This window comes from Peptoanaerobacter stomatis (assembly GCF_000238115.1).
Taxonomy (GTDB): domain Bacteria; phylum Bacillota; class Clostridia; order Peptostreptococcales; family Filifactoraceae; genus Peptoanaerobacter; species Peptoanaerobacter stomatis.
The window spans coordinates 84,184-103,100 of sequence record NZ_JH414547.1 but is presented as its reverse complement, the minus strand read 5'-3'; the positions used below and the strand labels follow the sequence as shown (position 1 = coordinate 103,100).

Genomic DNA, 18,917 nt, shown 5'->3' with positions numbered 1-18,917 from the left:
ATCAATGCTTATAACAATATCTATTTAAAAAATAAATTCAAAATTATAAATTTAAACTAAAACCTATTTAAATTAAGGTATATGTTAAAATAGATAATAGCATTATAAAATTAAGGAGAATGTTGTGGATAATATTAACAATATTAAATCTAATAGAATAAGAGAATTTAAAAGCGGTTTTAAAGACGGAATACCTATTTCGATGGGATATTTTGCAGTATCTTTTACTCTCGGAATAGTTGCTAAAAATGCAGGACTTACAGTACTTCAAGGTTTTTTAGGCAGTCTTTTTATAAATGCCTCAGCCGGAGAATATGCAGCATTTATGCTTATTGCATCTGGCGGTGCATATATAGAGATGATACCTATAACAATTATAGCAAATGCAAGATATTTCCTGATGAGCTGTAGTATAAGTCAAAAATTATCTCAAAAAACACCATTTTATCATCGTCTTATAATAGGCTTTGACATTACAGACGAACTTTTCGGTATATCAATAGCAAAAAAGGGATATATGGATCCGTTTTACTATTACGGCGCCGTTGCAATAGCTATGCCTGGATGGGCAACAGGTACAGCCGCAGGGATAGCTGCAGGAAATATCCTGTCAACAGATATATTAAGTGCACTCAGCGTAGCATTATACGGAATGTTTATAGCTATTATAATACCGCCTGCCAAAAAAAATAAGATAATATTCTTTTTAGTTATATTGAGTTTTATAGCAAGTTTTATGTTTGCTAAGTTGCCATATCTTTCAGGAATATCAAGCGGTACAAGAACAATCATATTAACCGTACTTATATCATCAATAGCTGCAATATTATTCCCTATACCAAAGGAGAGTGAAAATGAAGAATAATCCATATATATATTTGTCAATAATGGCTATAATAACTTACCTTATAAGGGTTTTTCCACTTACTTTCATAAAAAAGCCTATAGAAAATAATTTTATAAGATCTTTTTTGCACTATGTACCATATGTTACGCTTTCTGTTATGACTTTTCCTGCTATATTAGATGCTACAAGAAGTCCTATAGCAGGTGCAATTTCACTTGTATGCGGTATATTACTTGCATGGTTTAATGCCAATATGTTCCAAGTATCAGTTGCCTGCTCAATAGTTGTATTTATAGCAGAGTTCATAATATTATAAATATTATATGTTTGAAAAACATTTAATTTAACTATATTTTACTATACAAACCTTATAAATTTATGATATAATTAAATAATAAAATCACCAAATTGGAATGTAAATTTATTTATTTTTTGTATCCGTTAAAATTTCCATATTGGAATGTATAATTATTTTATGTATTAGAAATAAACTCATCCTACTGTTATCGAATAACAGAAGACTGAGTTTATTTCTACTTGTTCTCATTGGACAGTGTATAGTGTTGCCGAACTTTTATACCACGAGAATATTAACATTTTTTGTTAATCCAGCTGCTACAAAACAGAATACTTCCTTACTTCTTTTAAGTACTCTCCTAAAAAAAACACTGATAGAATTAAATAATTCAAGGCAAGGATACCAAGAACGATTTTCAAGTCAAGTAAATTATAAATATTAAGTGCTATCAAAATAATGGAAGCTAAAGAATTTATAACAACTGTTGTTTTTAAAGCCTCTTTACTCTTCCCAATCGATTGTAGAACGTATTTGCTATTTTCAAACAGAATCTGGAACACGCTAAACAGCAAAACTGTTTTGAGCATTTGTATAGTACCCTCTTGAACAGAATTGATGTTAGTCAAGGTTCCAATTAAATTTTCTTTGTAAATATAGGATAGAACCGATATAATAACATATACCGATATAGTTGTTACAATCGTAGTAATAGGTAGTATTTTCATTTTAAGATATTCTTTCTTAGATTGGTACTCTCCAACTAATACCGTTAAGGAATTACAATACATATACATTGGTAGCAAACATAGAGATACTATCCTCATAGATATACTATATGAAGAAATAACATTTTCTCCAAGCCTTGCAATTAAGGTAATTATCAATACAGAAAATACGCTACCTTCTAACACTTCTTGTAGCATGAGAGGTATGCTTTTCAAAATAAGTTCTTTCTTCCTAGATGATTTTATAGAAAAAGTAGTTTGTATTTCCTTTCTAAGTATATATAAATAAATAATCAACTGAAAAAATACAGTAAATGTAGAACTTATACTTACCCCTAATAATTTATAATTCCCTTCTAGAACTTTATTCACCATAAAGTACGCTAGGGCAACCTGTAATATAGAGCCTGTAATTCCAGCAAACAGTATATATTTAGTCTTCTTATTCACTTTCAACAAATTGCTCAAAGAAAAAATCAGCATATTGGCAAAAATAGAGAAGGAAGCTATATAAGCATATTTGCATATAATGTCTAATTCCTGATTTTTTATTTCGTATATGAAATAAAAAACATCTTTTGCAAATAAGAAAATCGCAGTGATAATAATTAAACCAATGCTTCCATTTATTAAATAGCAGGATTTAAACCAATCAAAAAAATCCTTTTCATTCACCAACCTCACCTTTGAAGATTCAATATTAAATATTAAAGTCCCAACCCCAGCTATTCCTAGGATTGCATAATTCAATGTATCTATTATTTCAGTAGAAACTATTGCACCAACCGAAATTCTACCTATTATAGATGTCAAAACAATCGAAATGAACAAATTGAAAATACTATTCAATATCAAAGGTAAAGAAAAAGAATTAATATCATGAAATGTACTCAAAAAAACTTTTTTCATCTTCTAATTTTCCCAATCTAATCTATAATAAATCTTAGTGGTAATCAACTTATTTATAATCGACTTTTTGAATGAAAGGTTATTGAAGAAGTCTAAAATATATTTTTTCAAGTCATCCTCTGAAACATCATAGTTGTCCATAAAATATCTTACCATATCGTCCAAATCATATCCTTTGTTGAGAAGATACAACATTTCTGCCGCTGTACCATTTAGCTTTTCAACCTCCATATTTTCAGGATTGAGACAATAATACAAATCACCGGACTTTACAATATTCACGTTATTTATTCCTTTGATTATAAAGTTCTCTATTTCCATTTAATCCTCTTTAAAACAAGTTATATCACTGCCGCATATACTTCCCGTAAGATTATACGCATTGCTTCTACAACCACCACCACACCAATCATTCTCACAATCTTTGCACTTACAACTTAGGTCAGCTATACTCAAGTTCCTCAACTCCATAAACACTTTAGAGTCATTCCATATACTCTCAAAACTATTAAATTTTACATTTCCTGCACATAACTCCTTGATAGAGGACATTAAGTTACAACCAAATACATCCCCATTACTTGATATTGAACAAGCAAACTTAGCAGCCTTACATGATAATTCTCTATCAAACTCTTTTTCTGTATCAAATTCCCACACTTTCAACAAATCTAGTCTGTCATAATGTTTTAGAGGATAATAGTGCGTCCACATTATTTCAGATTCATTAGGCGGAATAATCCTTAATTTCAGCTTAATATCTCCTCGTAGCTTCATCTCAGATAATTCCAAAAAAAGTTGGATACCATGTTTCGGCATTTACAGAAAAGTTACCTAACCCCCATTTCAATCGGGGGTTTAATTTCCTTTTTCAATTATAGATCTAAATAATAGAGAAATAATAGGATACTCAGTAGGAGATAAGAAAGATTCAAAGTTAGTAGAAGAAGCATTATATTCAATCAAGTATCCATTAAAGCAAATAGAATTATTTCATACAGATAGAGGATTGGAATTTTGTAATAAACAAATAAAAGAAATATTATCAATATTTGGAATAAGGAGGTCATTAAGTAATAAAGGCACCCCCTATGATAATGCAGTGATAGAAGCGACAAACAAGATAATTAAGAAAGAATTCATATATCAGAAAAAATTTGAAAATATTAAACATCTAAAATTAGAAATGTCAGAATATATATATTGGTATAACAATATACGAATACATGGTTCATTAGGATATCAAAGTCCGATAAAGTATAAAGAAGCATTTTTAAAAAATTACTGATGAAATAGAACTTATTTTTGTTCTTTTTAAAATTGTACAAAAAAGTGTTGACATACCAATATTTTCTACTTCATTTTCTGTTATTTTATACATTTTTATCACCATTCAGATTATACTCTCTTATTACTTGTTTTTCAACTCTTTATTGGAATTTTAGTATCAAATACAGAAATAGATAATTTTGGTGCAGAGGGTATTATGTAGATACAGTAGGGAAGAATGCAAAGAAAATAGCAGAATATATAAAGAATCAGTTAGAAGAAGATAAAATAGGTAAGCAGATGAAAATAAGTTATAAAGAAGACCCATTTATGGGTAGCAAGTAAAGAAGTATAATGCAAATGTCAGAAAGTATGTACGCCTGTTAGGGCGTTACTGGAAATAGAGCCTTATAGGCGTATATGAAAAACCACCAGCTACGCTGGTGGATATTTATTTTATGCTTTTTCTATCATTACTTGTTTTTCAAGCATTTTTAATGTCAGCATATTATATTTACTTATATCTTGCATTATGAACAAGTCTGCTATTTCATCTTCAATATATTTTTGAATTGTTCGTCTTAATGGTCTTGCTCCATATTTTTCATCATATCCTTTTTCTAATATGAAGTCTTTTACTTCATCTGTAATCTTAATATTTATTCCCTTGTCTTTTATCATATCGCTAAGCTGATTAAACATTATATCTACTATTTTTCTTAGATTTTCTCTGTCAAGGTTATTGAACACTACAATATCATCAACTCTATTCAAAAATTCAGGTTTAAATGTTTCTTTTAGTGCTTCTTGTACTCTGCTTTTTTCTTTTACATTTTCACTTGAACCGAATCCTAATGATTTATTCTTAAAAGTTGTTCCTATATTTGACGTCATAATGACAATTGTATTTTCAAATCTTACTACCCTACCTTGTGAATCTGTAAGTCTACCGTCATCTAATATTTGCAACAGCATATTAAATACATCCGGATGCGCTTTTTCTATCTCGTCCAACAATATTATGCTGTAAGGTTTTCTTCTGACTTTATCGGTAAGTTGACCGCCTTCATCAAAACCTACATATCCCGGAGGTGAACCTATAAATTTAGATACGGAATGTTTCTCCATATATTCACTCATATCTATTCGTATAATCATATCTTCTGAGCCGAACATTTCTTTTGCAAGGCTTTTTACCAATTGTGTCTTACCAACTCCAGTAGGACCGACAAATATAAATGAGCTTGGTTTTTTTACAGGCGATATTCCTGCTCTGTTTCTTCTTATAGATTTTGATACTGTACTTATTGCTTCGTCTTGTCCTATAACTGATTTTTGAAGATTTTTTTCTAAATTCATAAGTTTTATACTTTCTTCTACTGTGAGCTCTTTTACAGGTATTTTTGTCCAATCTTCTATTACATCAGCTATATCTTTTGTTGTTACGCTTATATATTCTTTTTTTTCAAGCTCTTTAAGATTTTCTTGTAATTTTGCTTCCTGTGTCTTATAATTGGCTGCTTTTTCGTAGTCTTGCATATCCGATGCTTCCATTTGTTTTTGTCTTGTTGTTTCTATGCTCTCTTTTATAGATTCAATTTCGTGAATATATGTGTTTTTTAAATTGGTTTTTGAACCTGCTTCATCTATCACATCTATAGCCTTATCAGGTAAAAATCTATCTGTTATATATCTGTTTGATAACTTTACAGCATCTCGTATGACTTCATCCGATAAAATTATCTTATGATATTTTTCATAGTAATCTTTTAACCCTTTTATTATCTCTATCGTTTCTTCGACTGTCGGTTCTTCTACAATTACACTTTGGAATCTTCTTTCCAATGCCTTATCTTTTTCTATAGTTTTTTTGTATTCATTTAGTGTTGTTGCACCTATTACTTGTATTTCTCCTTTTGCAAGAGCCGGTTTTAATATATTGGCTGCATCAAGTCCCCCTCCTTGAGAATCTCCTGCGCCCATTATACTGTGCAACTCATCTATTACAAGTATAACTTTTCCGTTTTTCTTTGCTTCGTCAATGATATTTTTCAATCTTGTTTCAAATTGACCTCTAAATTGTGTACCTGCTACTATACTTGCCATATCCAACTGTATAACTTCATATCCAAGTAATTTTTGTGGAACTTCACCTTTTACGATTTTAAGTGCAAGTCCTTCTGCTATAGCTGTCTTTCCTACCCCGGGTTCTCCTAACAATACAGGATTGTTTTTAGTTCTCCTGTTCAATATTTGTATAGCTCTGTCGATTTCTTTTTGTCTGCCTATAACAGGATCAATTTTATCGTCTTGTGCAAGCCTTGTAAGATTATTTCCAAATTTATCTATTGTCTTCATATTGCGTTTTCTATCTTTGGGATTTTGATATTTATTATGCTTTTCTTTTAAATCTTTGTCTTCATAAAATTTAGTCATATCTTCGAATACAGGACCTTGATCTCCCATACCTATTCCAAACACACTGGCACCGCTTCCAAGATTTCCAATCATATCTCTGAGCTCTTGTTCAAATGTACCCATATCTATGAGACCATCATCTTTTTTTGTATCTTCGTCGTTTTTTTCTTTTTATCTTCTTTTATTTCATCTATAATTACAGTTTGCTTTTCATCATCTTTATTGTCTTTATTTTTATCTTCTTTTGAATTTGCGAACAGGTTTGATAAACTTTTGCCTATATTTACAAAATCTTCATTTGTACTGATAGAATTAAATACTTCTTTCATGGATAACGGATCAATATTTCTCATTTGTTGTTCAAACATCTCACTCGCAGAATTCATTTGTTCTGTTATTTCGTCTATATTTTCATGATCTATGCCTGCTTTTTCGAGAATCTCATCAATTCCAGGTACATTAAGTTTTTTTGCACAACTTAGGCAAAGTCCCCTAACTTTTGTCCTGTCATTCATATCTTGAATATAAAGCATGGCTACATTTTCATTACATTCACTACATTTTCTCACAATAACTTCTCCTTTCTTAGAAAAATTATATACACATCTTCTTCAGTATACTTCGCTTAAGAACGTCTGAGCATTGTATTTAGCCATATTTATATTAAAATGTTAAATTTTAGAAATTAATTAAAAATATGATAATACATGATATATCTATTATATACCACATTTATTTTGCTTAAATTGTTTTTATAATAAATTATTTTAATTTAACATTAATGTAATAAAAAAATAAAACTTGTATTATTATACAAATATATATCATAAATTAATAAAAATTAATCACCTTTTTTATAAAGTTCTTTTATATATTTTATATCCAATCCTATTTGGCGTTTAAGTTCATCTATCGTTGAAAACTTTATTTCATCTCTCATATGTTTTAATAAATTTATTTTTATACGCTTTCCGTATATATTTTCATTGAAATCAATAAGAAAGGCTTCTACCCCGAAGTAACTGTTTTCTACTGACGGCTTATTACCTATATTTATACCAGCTCTATACAAATCTCCGTCTAATTCGCAAGTAGCATAATAAACTCCATATTTAGGTACCACTAAATTTGAATCAATAATTATATTGGCTGTAGGAAAACCCAATTCTTTACCAAAGTTGTTTCCATGTACAACTTCTCCTTCTAAAAAATAAGTTCTTCCTAAATAAGGCAATAACTCTTCCCCAACAATGCCGTTCATTATCATATTTCTTATAAGTGTGCTTGTAACTCTTTTTCCATTCACATCTACTTCGTCCAATTTAAACAGTTTCAGTTTCAGCTCATCACATATAAGTTTTATACCATTTATATCCAATCTATCGCTACCAAGTTTTGCATCATCTCCCAACACAAGATTTTGTACATTTAATCTATCCAGCAATATATTTTTTACAAAATCTTTAGCTTTGGTTGATTTTATTTCTTCATTAAAACTTATCATAAATAATTCATCTACATTCATATCTTCAAACAGTTTCAACTTTTGCTCTATAGTGCTAATGTATTTTATCTTATCATTATTCATATTCGCAGTATGTGTAAAAAAAAGTCAAAACTGAAGATTTTTGGTTAAAACTTTTTGCAATAGATATACTTTCCTCTATCAATTTTTTATGTCCAATATGAAGACCATCAAAATTTCCAATAGTCATAGTTCTTGGAAATCTATCTTCTATATCAAAATTTTTATAAAGTTTCATAATATTCCCTAATCATAATATATTTTGATATCATATAATAAATTTGAACAGCAAATATATTCATTGTATATGACAATAACATTAAAGTCGTCATTTTTATGATTTACTGTTCTTTTATATATCAATAATTTAAAATAAAACTCAAAATTTAATCGAATTTTGACATTAATTTTAGAATTACGGTAAAAATATTAATCAATTGTTTTTAATTATTCAGCATAGCTATATTTTTTATCTTATTATCCTGTACATTAGCTATTGATACCAATTTATTTTTTTCATCATATATTTTATAAATATTTTTATTTGAGTATTCAAAATTTTTTATATACTGAGGGTTCAAATCAAGTCCGTTTATAAATCTATACAATTGTTTTTCATCTAATATGATATTTTTAATACCGTCTATATATATGTCATCCATTGATATTAAATCTTTTTCATCAATATCTGATAATGTTACGCTATCTTCTATATCAAAACTTCCTGATTTCGTTCTGATTAAATAATTCATATACGCTATATCGTCTAATTTTTTAGCTATATCTTCTACAAGAGTTCGTATATACGTCCCTTTTGAACAACTAACATCAAAGATAGCTGTTTTTCCTGTAAATTCTATTATATTTATAGAATTTATAACAATCTTTCTTTTTGGAATATTTTCTATTTTTTCGCCTTTACGTGCTATTTTATATAATCTGCGCCCACCTACTTTTATGGCACTGTACATTGAAGGAACTTGAATGATTTCTCCCACAAAACTTTTACAAGCTTTATCAAAATCACTAACACTATGAATTTTATCACTTATGTTCATTACTTCTCCATATGTGTCCGATGTGCTTGTCTGCTTGCCGAATGTCATCATACATCTATAGGATTTATCTTTATCAATAAGCATCTGAGTTAATTTTGTTGCTTTTCCTACCGCTATGGGTAATACACCTGCGACATTAGGATCTAATGTGCCTGTATGCCCTGCTTTTTGTATGTTGAATTTTTTTCTTATCTCATATACCACATCATGCGACGTCATTCCGGTAGGTTTCAATATGTTGAATATACCATTCAAGTTCCTAATCTCCTATTTTCATCACTTTATTTATTTAATAATTCTTTTATTGTATTTATCACTAATTCTTTTGATTCTTTTAAGCTTGTATCCCTAAGTGTGAAACCCGCTGCTCTTTCGTGTCCGCCACCACCAAATATATTTGCTATTTTATTGACGTTGACTCTTTCTTTTGAACGTAGTGAGCCTCTTATTGTTCCATCTTCTTTTTCTTTTAACAGTATCCCAACTTCTACACCTTTTATATTAAGCGTATTGTTTACCAAATTTTCAGTATCTTTCAAATCTACATCATATTTTATCAACGTTTCTTGTGGAAGTAGCATTATACAGATATCATCTGTTTTTTCCATTTGATTGATTATCAAATCAGCTTCTAATTTTTTATAATTATAGTTATCGCTTTGATATATGAATTTTACAACTTCTTGCTTTTTGGCATTTTTTCTAATCAAATCTCCCGCCATATTAAATGAGCTTATTTTGGTACAATCATATTTAAAATGTCCTGTGTCAGTTGCAAGACCTGTATATAATGCTGTTGCTGTAAGCTCGCATATACTGTGTTCATCATATAGCTTTGCAAAATCATATACCAATTCACAAGTAGATGAAGCTGTCTTATCTACATAATTTATATCACCGAAATATTCATTGCTTTCATGATGATCTATGCAAACTATACCTTTCGCATTACTTATAATATCTCCCGACACGTTTACTCTGGCTTTATTGCCACAGTCAAGAACTATCAAAAAGTACTCATTTGGTCTGAATTTTTCGTTTATTTGATCACTTTTGTATATATTTGTTCTATCTGTTATAAACGACAAATTTTGAGGTGCATTATCATCTAAAAAATGATATGCTGTTTTTCCAATATTTTGCAAATATTTTGTCATCGCTATTGATGAGCCTATATTATCTCCATCAGGAGATACATGACTTGTTATTAAAAAATTATCATTTTCTTTTATAAATTTTATTATAGTTTTCATAGATTATCCCCAAGTTTAATCTTCATCTCTTTCAAAATTTTCATTTACTTGTGTATCTTCGTCATGCTTAGCGACTTCGTTTATTTTATTAATCATATCTACACCGTTTTTTATGGAGTCATCTGATAAAAATATGAGTTCCGGTGTATATCTGAGTTTTATTTGTTTTCCTACTTCTCTTCTTATAAAGCCTGCAGATTTTTTGAAAGATTCTATTATTTCTTCTTTTCCACTTCCAAGTACACTGATATATATATAGGCATATTTCAAATCTCTAACCACTTCTACAGCAACTACTGATATCAATGAATGAGTATTTAATATGACAGAATTTTTTATATGCCCTTCAATCAACATCTTTGTTATAGATTTTTTTATTTCTTCTGATATCCTCTGTGTTCTTTCAAATTTCATATAATTGCTCCATTAATTTATCTTTCAATTTCTTGCATTTCATATGCTTCTATTATGTCTTGCTCTTTTATATCGTTAAAATTGGCTAATGTTATACCGCACTCATAACCACGAGCTACTTCTTTAACATCATCTTTGAACCTTCTTATTGATGCAACTTCTCCGTCATATATGACTATACCGTTTCTTACCAATCTTGCTTTTGAGCTTCTTGTAACTTTTCCTTCTGTAACATATGAACCTGCTATCGTACCTACTCCCGACACTTTAAATGTTTCTCTAACCTCAGCCTGTCCAATCACTACTTCTTTATATTCAGGATCAAGCATACCTTTCATTGCCTTTTCAATATCTTCTATAAGCTCGTATATTATCCTATAAGTTCTCATATCCACTTGTTCTCTTTCTGCCATAGCTATAGCACTTGATGTAGGTCTTACATTAAATCCTATTACTATTGCATTTGAAGCGGATGCAAGCATTATATCTGAATCTGCTACTGCTCCGACACCTGAATGTATTACTTTCAGTTGAACTTGCTCGTTTGATATTTTTTCTATTGATTGACGAATGGCTTCCAAAGAACCTTGAACATCAGCCTTCAAAACTATATCTAATTCTTTTACTTCTCCCTCTTGCATTTTATCAAACAAATCTTCAAGAGTTATTTTTGAAGTGGCTTTCATCTGTTCATCTCTTTGTTTTATACGTCTTTTTTCTCCTATTGTTCTTGCCGCTTTTTCACTCGGCATAACCACAAACTGATCTCCTGCCATTGGAACTTCGTTAAGACCTAATATTTCCACCGGTGTAGAAGGTGTAGCTTTTTTTACTCTTTGACCTTTATCATTTACCAAGGCTCTTATTTTTCCATAAGCTGTTCCTGCTATTACAGGATCGCCAACTTTTAAAGTACCGTTTGATACTATTACTGTTGCAACAGGTCCTCTACCTTTGTCTAAGTTGGATTCTATTACTGTTCCTACCGCAGGTCTGTTTGGATTTGCCTTTAATTCTTCCATTTCCGCAACAAGTAATACCATTTCCAAGAGTTTATCAAGATTTTGTCCTTTTTTTGCTGATACGGGAACATCTATTATATCTCCGCCCCAATCTTCCACCAAAAGTCCGTTGTTTGATAATTCTTGTCTAACTTTTTCTATATTTGCAGTCGGCTTATCTATCTTATTTATAGCTACTATTATCGGAATATCTGCTGCTTTAGCATGTGATATAGCTTCTATTGTCTGTGGCATTATACCATCATCCGCCGCTACAACCAAGATAGCAATATCTGTAACTTGTGCTCCTCTTAGACGCATTTGTGTGAAAGCCTCATGTCCAGGTGTATCGAGAAAAACAACTTTTTTCCCATTTATATATACTTCTGAAGCACCTATATGTTGTGTTATTCCGCCGGCTTCCTTATCTGTAACTTTTGTCTTTCTGATAGCGTCCAATAATGAAGTCTTACCATGATCGACGTGTCCCATAACTGTAACTATAGGCGGACGTAATTCCAAATCCTCTTCTGAGTCTTCTTGTATTATTATATCCTCTTTTTCTTCTTCAGGTTCTTTTAATTCTACAAGCTTATCAAACTCAAAGGCTATTTTTTCAGCAGTTTCAAATTTTATATTTTGGTTTATGTTTGCCATAATACCCATTTTCATAAGGCTCATTATCACTTGTGTTGGTGGTACACCTATAAGTGTTGCAAATTCTCCAACAACCACAGTTTCATCCAATACGATTATATCATTATCGTTTTGTTCCTCAACTTCAGCTTTATCTTGTTTTTCTTCTTTTTTTGCTTCTATATGTTCCGTATTCTTACTTTCTTTTTTATCTTGCTTTTTATTTTTTCTTTTTTGTCTTGTTTTTCGCTCTTCTTATTTTTTGGTTCTTCTTCATGATCTGAATGTTCAAGCACTAAGTCCACTTTTTTTACTTCTTTTTCTTTAGGTTTTACTTTTACCGCTTTTTCTTCTTTGAACATCTCTACTATTATATCAGCTTCTTCTCTTGTAAGAGTACTCATATGGCTCGATACTTTTATGTCCAATTCTTCAAGCTTTGCAATCAATTCTTTACTCGTAATACCTATCTCATCAGCAATTGTATATACTCTCTTCTTTTCCAATAGCTTCTCCCCCTAATTGTTCCAAAATTCCGTTACAAAAATTATTATCCGTTATTGCTATACACGCACTGAATTCTCTACCTATCATATTTCCAAGCTCATATCTGTCAAATATGAGAATTGTTTTTATATTTCTAAAATTGCATTTATCAAGCAATCTTTTCTTTGTATTTTCAGACACATCATTTGCAATAAAAACCAATTTTGCCTTTTTTGATTTTATTGAAGTAAGACAATTATTTTCTCCAAATGTCAGATTTCTGCTTTTCATTGCAAATCCTACAAGTTTTGATATCTTTTCTTTATTCAACTTCTTTTATCTCCGATATTATCTCATCATAAATCTCTTTTTCCACTTTGCATTTGAACGCTCTGTCCAATGCTTTTGTCTTTAAGAGTTTATCTATACAATCATTATTGTCACAAACATAAGCTCCTCTACCGTTTGCTTTGAATGTTTTATCTATTGATATTATACCTTCATTATTTCGTACAATTCTTTTAAGGCTTTTCTTATCAAATTGATTGCCGCATATTATACATTTTCTAAGAGGTGTTTTTTTCACTTTCATGATATCATCATCTCCATTTATGATTATATTGCTATATATCTTGTGATTCGCATTTTATATCTATTTTCCAGTTTGTAAGTTTTGCAGCCAACCTCGCATTTTGACCTTCTTTTCCTATTGCTAATGACAACTTATCATCAGGAACTATTACTTTTGCAATCTTGTTTTCTTCATCTATATCAACACTTAAAACTTTCGCAGGTGATAATGCCGATGTAATGTAATCAGCAACATTTTCATCAAACTCTATTATATCTATTTTTTCATTATTTATCTCATCAACTATATTTTTTACTCTTTGACCTTTTGAACCTACACATGCACCTATAGGATCCACATCTTTAATATTTGTTTTAACAGATATTTTTGTTCTGGATCCCGCTTCTCTTGATATACCAACAATTTCTACTGTTCCATCAAATATTTCCGGCACTTCTGTTTCAAACAATCTTTTCACAAGTCCGGGATGTGTTCTTGACAATATTATCTGAGATTTATTATTATTTTTCTTTACTTCAAGTATATAAAATTTCATTCTTTTACCTAATTTATATTCATCTGTTGCCATTTGTTCACTTTGTGGCAATATACCTTCAGCACTTATAGTTACAGAGTTTTCTCCTATCAAGCTTATATCCACATACACAGTACCTTTAGACATTCTGCCTATTTCTCCGGTTATCATCTCTGTTTCTCTTTGCTTAAATTCTGTATACTGTATATCTTTTTCCGCTTCTTTTATCTTTTGAACAACTATCTGTCTTGCTGCTTGAGTAGCTATTCTGCCGAAGTCTTTAGGAGTGATTTCTTCTCTTACTATATCTCCTTCTTTATACTGTTTACCAAAAAATCTATTGGCATATTCCACAGTCATCTCATTATCCATTATATCTATTTTTTCATCATCAACAATAGTTATAGGATTTATTATCTTTATTTCGCCTTTTTTAATATCTATATTAACTTCTACATCCGCATTACTGCCGTAATTTTTCTTGTAGGCATTGAGTATAGCTTGATTTACTGCATCCAATAATATTTCTTTTTTTATACCTCTTTGTTTTTCAAGTTGTTCAAGAGCTCTTAAAAACTCTGCATTCATCTTTTCTTATCCTCCTATTATACTGTTTCACTAAATTTAAAACATATCAAGAAAATTAAAATTCTATATACAGATTTATCTTCGCTATGCTTTTTTTATCAATTTCGAGTAAATCTCCATCTACATCAAGTAATACCATATTGCCGTTAAGACCGTTAAGTTTAGATACAAACTCTTTTCCATATTTTTCAATAGCTTTAAAAAGTTTTACTTCTACAAGTTTACCGGCTTCTCTTATAAAATCTCTATCTTTTTTGAGTGTTCTGTCAAGTCCAGGCGATGAAATCTCCAAATAATAACTGTCCTCTATGAAATCATCTTCATCTAACTTATCTCCTATAATTCTGCTCAGCTCTTCACAATCATCTATACCCATACCGCCTGCTTTATCTATCAATATCCTTAAATACATTTCTTTATTTTCTTTTACATATTCCACATCTACAAGTTCATATTCATCGCTTATTACACCTGTTACCAATTTTTCTGCCAATTGCTCAATTTTCCTTGACATTTTTTCTCCTTTCAAACTTCAGCTTATACTTTCGCTGAAATTAAAATTTCATATATTATATATATTGATACAAATTAAAAAATCTATGTATAAAAAATTGTATAAAAAATTAATTAAATTTTAAAATCAAAAACATAATTTAATATATTTTCTACTTAGATTTATGCTTATTGAAAATCTGTAAAGTTCCATAAAATGCTTAAAATTTCAATAAGATTTATCTGATTTTTTCTAAAAATAAAGAGTGGGTCTTTACCCACTCTGAGTCATTTACTATTCAAGTTAAACTTTCTCTATCGTTATTTTATCAGAAAATTACTCAAAAATCAAGTATTTTTTAGATTTTAAGAAAGAGTCGAATAACTAAAAATTTTTTAAGCTTTGTTTATTGAACCGAATATTTCCATTTTTTCTTTTACAATAGCTTTTATTCCTTCTGTTCCAGGCGCTAACAACTTTCTCGGATCAAACCCTTTGCCTTCCAAATCTTTTCCTGCTTCTACATATTTTCTTGTAGCATCAGCAAAAGCTAATTGACACTCTGTATTTACATTTATCTTGGCAACTCCTAAAGATATAGCTTTTTTTATCATTTCTTCAGGTATTCCTGTGCCGCCATGTAGAACTATAGGCATATCTCCTACAAGCTCTTTAATTTTTGCCAAAGTTTCAAAACTTAATCCTGCCCAATTTGCAGGATATTTTCCATGTATATTTCCTATTCCTGCTGCAAGCATATCTATTCCTAAATCTGCTATTTTTTTACATTCATTCGGGTCTGCTATTTCACCTGAACCTATAACACCGTCTTCTTCTCCGCCTATTGCCCCTACTTCCGCTTCAACAGATACTCCTTTTGAATGGCAAAGTGCAACTATTTCTTTTGTTTTTTCTATATTTTCTTCTATATTATAATGTGATCCGTCAAACATTATTGATGAAAATCCCGCCTCTAACGCTTTCTTTGCTCCTTCATATGAACCGTGATCAAGGTGAAGTGCAACAGGTATTGTTATGTTAAGTTCTTCCAACATTGCTGTTACCATCGCTGTTACTGTCTTATATCCGCACATATATTTTCCTGCTCCCTCAGATACACCAAGTATCACAGGAGAATTATTTTCTTGCGCTGTAAGAAGTATCGCTTTTGTCCATTCAAGGTTATTTATATTGAAATGACCTACCGCATATTTGCCTGCTACGGCTTCTTTTAACATTTTTTCAGCTGAAACTAACATTATTTACCTCCAAAGTAAAATATAAATTTTAAAAATTTTACATTCACTAAATACCCGTTAATAAATACTATTATACAAATTTATGTAAAAAGCATTATAAAAATAATAGTATAAATCTAAGATATTATATTTTGTCTATTTTATTATATCACAAAATTTGCTATAATTCTATTTAATAACTTTATTTTTTATCGGGTTTCTTTGAATTTATTTTTTATAATTTACAAACTTATTTTTTTATTAAAGGCGGTTTTTATGAAAAGAAAAGATATTATCATTATAATTACAATCTCAATAATCTTGTCTTTAGGTATGATAATTTTTCATTCAACAAAAAGCTCTGATATACTGCTTGATAAAAGTGAAAATACTAAAATTTCAGAAAAAATTAAAGCAGAGGATAATGATGCTGTTATTGAACAAGACAGTGCTGCTGTTAAAAATGAAAAAGTAGTGGTATATATAAGCGGAGAAGTTGTAAATCCACAAGTTATTGAAATGAAAGACGGAGATAGACTTATAGACGCTGTTGAAAAATGTGGAGGAATGACTGAAAACGCTGATAAAAACGCTGTAAATCTTGCATTATTGCTTAAAGATGAAGATCACTATGTAATACCTAAGATTGGTGAAAACTTACAATTAAATACCTCATCAAATAACAAATCCTTACAAAACAACAACCTTGTAAACATAAATACAGCTGATAAAACTATTCTCATTTCGTTGCCTTCAATCGGAGAAAAAACAGCCGAAAAAATAATACAATATAGAGAAACAAACGGTAATTTTAAATCCATAGATGATATAAAAAATATAAACGGTATAGGCGAAAAAAAATTTGAGCAGATAAAAGATCTTATAACCGTAAAATAGAAAGGATTCACATTGAGAAAAAAAAGAAAAAACAACAATATTTTAAAATTTCTGACAATCATAATAATACTTATTATTTTAGGTATACTATATGTCCGCACTCTCAAATCACCTGTAGACAAAAATGATACTTCAAAGATAGAAGTACAGATAGATGACGGCACAAGTTCAATAAAAATAGCAAAAATCCTAAAATCTCATAATCTTATAAAAAATGACAAATATTTTTTGTACTATGCAAAAACAAATAATCTAAGTAATCTAAAATCAGGGGTATACGAATTTTCAAAATCTCAAAGTTTGGAAGAAATACTCAAATCACTCAATACAGGCGGCAGACCTATAGGTGAAAAAGTGACTATAAAAGAAGGATACAGCATAAAACAAATAGCCGAATTACTTGAAGAAAAAGGACTTGTAAACAAAGAATTTTTCATAGAATTAACTGAAAATAAGGCTAATTTTTCAGACAAATTCACTTTTTTACAAGATGAAAGCATACAAAGCCTTGAAGGTTTTATGTATCCCGAAACATATTTTATACCTAAAGGTACTTCTGAAACTGAAATAATATCTATGTTTTTATCACAGACACAAAAAATATTTGATGAAAACTCTGTACTTTCAAATATAAATGATATAAATCCAAACATTCGGAATTTGAATAATTTAATTACACTTGCATCAATAGTTGAAAAAGAAAGTGCTGATAATAGTGAAAGGGACATCATTGCCGGTATATTCATAAACCGATTGGCAAATAGTATACCCTTACAATCATGTGTAACAGTAGAATATGTTTTAGGAATTCATAAACAAAGATTATCCTATGAAGATACTCAGGTGCAATCCCCATACAACACATATATAAACGCAGGTCTTCCACCTACACCCATATGCACACCTACAATCTCTTCAATTAATGCTGTAAAAAACTATAAACGTACCGATTATTTATTTTTTGTGGCAAAACAAGACGGTTCTCACGTTTTTTCCAGAACATATGATGAACACTTGAAAGCAACAAAAGATATATACGGAGAATACTAAAAAGAGGTACTTAACTGATGTATAAGATAAATGATGTAACTTATGAACAAATCTTTGAATATATAGATGAATTTAATAAAAAAGAAAATAAAATTATAGATGAACTTAGAGTTTTTGCAGAGCAAAATAATATCCCCATAATAAAAAAAGATGTTGAAAATTTTCTCAAAACTTTTTTAAACATAACAAAACCAAAAAAAATATTAGAATTAGGCTGTGCAATAGGATATTCATCAATATTTATGTCATCCGTTTTAAATGATGATGTGCATATCGACACATTAGAAATAAATGAAAATATGTATAATACAGCAAGTGAAAACATCAAAAAGTTTTCACTTACTAATATAAATGTCATATTAGGTAACGCATCGGATATAATACCATCACTTGACCAAAAATACGATTTTGTATTTATAGATGCCTCAAAAAGTCACTATGATGAATTTTTCAGCTTAATATTAAATAAATTGGAAAAAAATGCAATAGTCATATGTGACAACACCCTTTTTAAAGGTTATCTATGTATGGACAGATCGGGTATTCCAAAAAGACAAAAAACTATATATGACAAAATGACAAGATTTTTAGAAAATATTAAAAAAAACAAAGATATATCATATAATATGCTTCCGCTTGGAGACGGATTGCTTGTTATATATTTTAAATAAAAATTATACAATTATGATTTAATATAGAGATGTGC

General features: G+C 29.7%; 22 protein-coding genes and 2 pseudogenes. 7 read left to right on the top strand and 17 right to left on the bottom strand.

The features are described from left to right. Positions 1 to 124: 124 nt before the first annotated feature. Together HMPREF9629_RS01925 and HMPREF9629_RS01920 are read left to right on the top strand one after the other, a co-directional pair. A complete protein-coding gene (locus tag HMPREF9629_RS01925) occupies positions 125 to 865 on the top strand; it encodes an AzlC family ABC transporter permease (RefSeq protein ID WP_009524631.1) in 741 nt (246 codons plus the stop codon). Then, entirely contained in the window at positions 855 to 1,163 is a 309-nt protein-coding gene (locus HMPREF9629_RS01920; protein ID WP_009524630.1) for an AzlD domain-containing protein, read from the top strand. The genes HMPREF9629_RS01925 and HMPREF9629_RS01920 overlap by 11 nt, the downstream gene beginning before the upstream one ends. Positions 1,164 to 1,462: 299 nt before the next feature. On the opposite strand, the gene HMPREF9629_RS01915 is transcribed toward HMPREF9629_RS01920, so the two are convergent. Genes HMPREF9629_RS01915 through HMPREF9629_RS01905 form a run of 3 tightly spaced genes read right to left on the bottom strand, consistent with a single transcriptional unit; the run spans position 1,463 to position 3,556 of the window. Next, a complete protein-coding gene (locus tag HMPREF9629_RS01915) occupies positions 1,463 to 2,779 on the bottom strand; it encodes an MATE family efflux transporter (RefSeq protein WP_009524629.1) in 1,317 nt (438 codons plus the stop codon). 3 nt (positions 2,780 to 2,782) lie between these two features. Then, positions 2,783 to 3,100 carry a PqqD family protein gene (locus HMPREF9629_RS01910; RefSeq protein WP_009524628.1) on the bottom strand — a complete coding sequence of 106 codons (318 nt, stop codon included), beginning with the start codon at positions 3,098 to 3,100 and terminating at the stop codon, positions 2,783 to 2,785. Then, positions 3,101 to 3,556, bottom strand: a complete 456-nt coding sequence (locus HMPREF9629_RS01905; protein ID WP_009524627.1) for an SPASM domain-containing protein — start codon at positions 3,554 to 3,556, stop codon at positions 3,101 to 3,103. Positions 3,557 to 3,650: 94 nt separating this feature from the next. Here HMPREF9629_RS01905 and HMPREF9629_RS01900 point away from each other — a divergent pair. Further along, positions 3,651 to 4,067 (top strand): annotated as a pseudogene (locus HMPREF9629_RS01900) (transposase); the annotation flags it as partial. A 149-nt stretch (positions 4,068 to 4,216) separates the two neighbouring features. Further along, positions 4,217 to 4,393: pseudogene (locus tag HMPREF9629_RS11475) on the top strand (transposase); the annotation flags it as partial. Positions 4,394 to 4,504: 111 nt separating this feature from the next. Here the strand turns inward: HMPREF9629_RS11475 and HMPREF9629_RS01895 are convergent. From HMPREF9629_RS01895 to fba, 14 genes are all read right to left on the bottom strand, one after another. After that, complete coding sequence (locus tag HMPREF9629_RS01895) at positions 4,505 to 6,589, bottom strand: ATP-dependent Clp protease ATP-binding subunit (protein WP_009524625.1); 2,085 nt, start codon at positions 6,587 to 6,589, stop codon at positions 4,505 to 4,507. 2 nt (positions 6,590 to 6,591) lie between these two features. Further along, positions 6,592 to 7,035, bottom strand: coding sequence for a hypothetical protein (locus HMPREF9629_RS12045; RefSeq protein WP_009524624.1), 444 nt, complete (start codon positions 7,033 to 7,035; stop codon positions 6,592 to 6,594). 272 nt (positions 7,036 to 7,307) lie between these two features. Beyond that, positions 7,308 to 8,009, bottom strand: a complete 702-nt coding sequence (locus tag HMPREF9629_RS12420) for a riboflavin kinase (RefSeq protein WP_278224193.1) — start codon at positions 8,007 to 8,009, stop codon at positions 7,308 to 7,310. A 37-nt stretch (positions 8,010 to 8,046) separates the two neighbouring features. Then, positions 8,047 to 8,229, bottom strand: coding sequence for a hypothetical protein (locus HMPREF9629_RS12415; protein ID WP_009524622.1), 183 nt, complete (start codon positions 8,227 to 8,229; stop codon positions 8,047 to 8,049). Between the two features lie 205 nt (positions 8,230 to 8,434). Further along, complete coding sequence (gene truB, locus HMPREF9629_RS01885) at positions 8,435 to 9,304, bottom strand: tRNA pseudouridine(55) synthase TruB (protein ID WP_009524621.1); 870 nt, start codon at positions 9,302 to 9,304, stop codon at positions 8,435 to 8,437. Positions 9,305 to 9,330: 26 nt separating this feature from the next. Beyond that, positions 9,331 to 10,302: a DHH family phosphoesterase gene (locus HMPREF9629_RS01880; protein WP_009524620.1), complete on the bottom strand. Its 972-nt coding sequence runs from the start codon at positions 10,300 to 10,302 to the stop codon at positions 9,331 to 9,333. A 15-nt stretch (positions 10,303 to 10,317) separates the two neighbouring features. Next, positions 10,318 to 10,716, bottom strand: a complete 399-nt coding sequence (gene rbfA / locus HMPREF9629_RS01875) for a 30S ribosome-binding factor RbfA (RefSeq protein WP_009524619.1) — start codon at positions 10,714 to 10,716, stop codon at positions 10,318 to 10,320. Positions 10,717 to 10,733: 17 nt separating this feature from the next. Then, positions 10,734 to 12,452, bottom strand: coding sequence for a translation initiation factor IF-2 (infB, locus tag HMPREF9629_RS01870; RefSeq protein ID WP_009524618.1), 1,719 nt, complete (start codon positions 12,450 to 12,452; stop codon positions 10,734 to 10,736). 80 nt (positions 12,453 to 12,532) lie between these two features. Continuing rightward, positions 12,533 to 12,859, bottom strand: coding sequence for a translation initiation factor IF-2 N-terminal domain-containing protein (locus HMPREF9629_RS12410; RefSeq protein WP_009524617.1), 327 nt, complete (start codon positions 12,857 to 12,859; stop codon positions 12,533 to 12,535). Beyond that, the gene (locus tag HMPREF9629_RS01860; protein WP_009524616.1) at positions 12,828 to 13,169 is read right to left on the bottom strand and encodes a L7Ae/L30e/S12e/Gadd45 family ribosomal protein; all 342 of its coding nucleotides are present in this window, start codon (positions 13,167 to 13,169) and stop codon (positions 12,828 to 12,830) included. Before HMPREF9629_RS01860 ends, HMPREF9629_RS12410 begins: the two co-directional genes overlap by 32 nt. Continuing rightward, entirely contained in the window at positions 13,162 to 13,431 is a 270-nt protein-coding gene (gene rnpM, locus HMPREF9629_RS01855; RefSeq protein ID WP_009524615.1) for an RNase P modulator RnpM, read from the bottom strand. Before rnpM ends, HMPREF9629_RS01860 begins: the two co-directional genes overlap by 8 nt. A 31-nt stretch (positions 13,432 to 13,462) precedes the next feature. Further along, positions 13,463 to 14,533 (bottom strand): transcription termination factor NusA, encoded by a 1,071-nt coding sequence (nusA, locus tag HMPREF9629_RS01850; RefSeq protein WP_009524614.1) that lies wholly within the window; start codon positions 14,531 to 14,533, stop codon positions 13,463 to 13,465. Positions 14,534 to 14,588: 55 nt separating this feature from the next. After that, positions 14,589 to 15,047 (bottom strand): ribosome maturation factor RimP, encoded by a 459-nt coding sequence (locus tag HMPREF9629_RS01845; RefSeq protein WP_009524613.1) that lies wholly within the window; start codon positions 15,045 to 15,047, stop codon positions 14,589 to 14,591. A 374-nt stretch (positions 15,048 to 15,421) separates the two neighbouring features. Next, positions 15,422 to 16,285, bottom strand: a complete 864-nt coding sequence (gene fba, locus HMPREF9629_RS01840) for a class II fructose-1,6-bisphosphate aldolase (protein WP_009524612.1) — start codon at positions 16,283 to 16,285, stop codon at positions 15,422 to 15,424. A 255-nt stretch (positions 16,286 to 16,540) separates the two neighbouring features. Here fba and HMPREF9629_RS01835 point away from each other — a divergent pair, with 255 nt between their 5' ends. From HMPREF9629_RS01835 to HMPREF9629_RS01825, 3 genes are read left to right on the top strand one after another with little or no spacing between them, the layout of a single operon-like run. Further along, positions 16,541 to 17,161 (top strand): helix-hairpin-helix domain-containing protein, encoded by a 621-nt coding sequence (locus HMPREF9629_RS01835; RefSeq protein WP_009524611.1) that lies wholly within the window; start codon positions 16,541 to 16,543, stop codon positions 17,159 to 17,161. A 12-nt stretch (positions 17,162 to 17,173) separates the two neighbouring features. Next, positions 17,174 to 18,211: an endolytic transglycosylase MltG gene (gene mltG / locus HMPREF9629_RS01830; RefSeq protein WP_009524610.1), complete on the top strand. Its 1,038-nt coding sequence runs from the start codon at positions 17,174 to 17,176 to the stop codon at positions 18,209 to 18,211. A 17-nt stretch (positions 18,212 to 18,228) separates the two neighbouring features. Beyond that, positions 18,229 to 18,882 carry an O-methyltransferase gene (locus HMPREF9629_RS01825; RefSeq protein WP_009524609.1) on the top strand — a complete coding sequence of 218 codons (654 nt, stop codon included), beginning with the start codon at positions 18,229 to 18,231 and terminating at the stop codon, positions 18,880 to 18,882. The last annotated feature ends 35 nt before the right edge of the window (positions 18,883 to 18,917 follow it).

What these genes read in the sequence shown, in the direction of transcription:
- HMPREF9629_RS01835 (WP_009524611.1), top strand. Translation starts at nt 16,541, where the DNA reads ATGAAAAGAAAAGATATTATCATTATAATTACAATCTCAATAATCTTG.
- HMPREF9629_RS01910 (WP_009524628.1), bottom strand. Translation starts at nt 3,100, where the DNA reads ATGGAAATAGAGAACTTTATAATCAAAGGAATAAATAACGTGAATATT.
- rbfA (WP_009524619.1), bottom strand. Translation starts at nt 10,716, where the DNA reads ATGAAATTTGAAAGAACACAGAGGATATCAGAAGAAATAAAAAAATCT.
- HMPREF9629_RS01845 (WP_009524613.1), bottom strand. Translation starts at nt 15,047, where the DNA reads ATGTCAAGGAAAATTGAGCAATTGGCAGAAAAATTGGTAACAGGTGTA.
- HMPREF9629_RS01895 (WP_009524625.1), bottom strand. Translation starts at nt 6,589, where the DNA reads ATGGGTACATTTGAACAAGAGCTCAGAGATATGATTGGAAATCTTGGA.
- HMPREF9629_RS01880 (WP_009524620.1), bottom strand. Translation starts at nt 10,302, where the DNA reads ATGAAAACTATAATAAAATTTATAAAAGAAAATGATAATTTTTTAATA.
- HMPREF9629_RS01920 (WP_009524630.1), top strand. Translation starts at nt 855, where the DNA reads ATGAAGAATAATCCATATATATATTTGTCAATAATGGCTATAATAACT.
- HMPREF9629_RS12415 (WP_009524622.1), bottom strand. Translation starts at nt 8,229, where the DNA reads ATGAAACTTTATAAAAATTTTGATATAGAAGATAGATTTCCAAGAACT.
- nusA (WP_009524614.1), bottom strand. Translation starts at nt 14,533, where the DNA reads ATGAATGCAGAGTTTTTAAGAGCTCTTGAACAACTTGAAAAACAAAGA.
- fba (WP_009524612.1), bottom strand. Translation starts at nt 16,285, where the DNA reads ATGTTAGTTTCAGCTGAAAAAATGTTAAAAGAAGCCGTAGCAGGCAAA.
- HMPREF9629_RS01825 (WP_009524609.1), top strand. Translation starts at nt 18,229, where the DNA reads ATGTATAAGATAAATGATGTAACTTATGAACAAATCTTTGAATATATA.
- HMPREF9629_RS01915 (WP_009524629.1), bottom strand. Translation starts at nt 2,779, where the DNA reads ATGAAAAAAGTTTTTTTGAGTACATTTCATGATATTAATTCTTTTTCT.
- HMPREF9629_RS01905 (WP_009524627.1), bottom strand. Translation starts at nt 3,556, where the DNA reads ATGAAGCTACGAGGAGATATTAAGCTGAAATTAAGGATTATTCCGCCT.
- rnpM (WP_009524615.1), bottom strand. Translation starts at nt 13,431, where the DNA reads ATGAAAGTGAAAAAAACACCTCTTAGAAAATGTATAATATGCGGCAAT.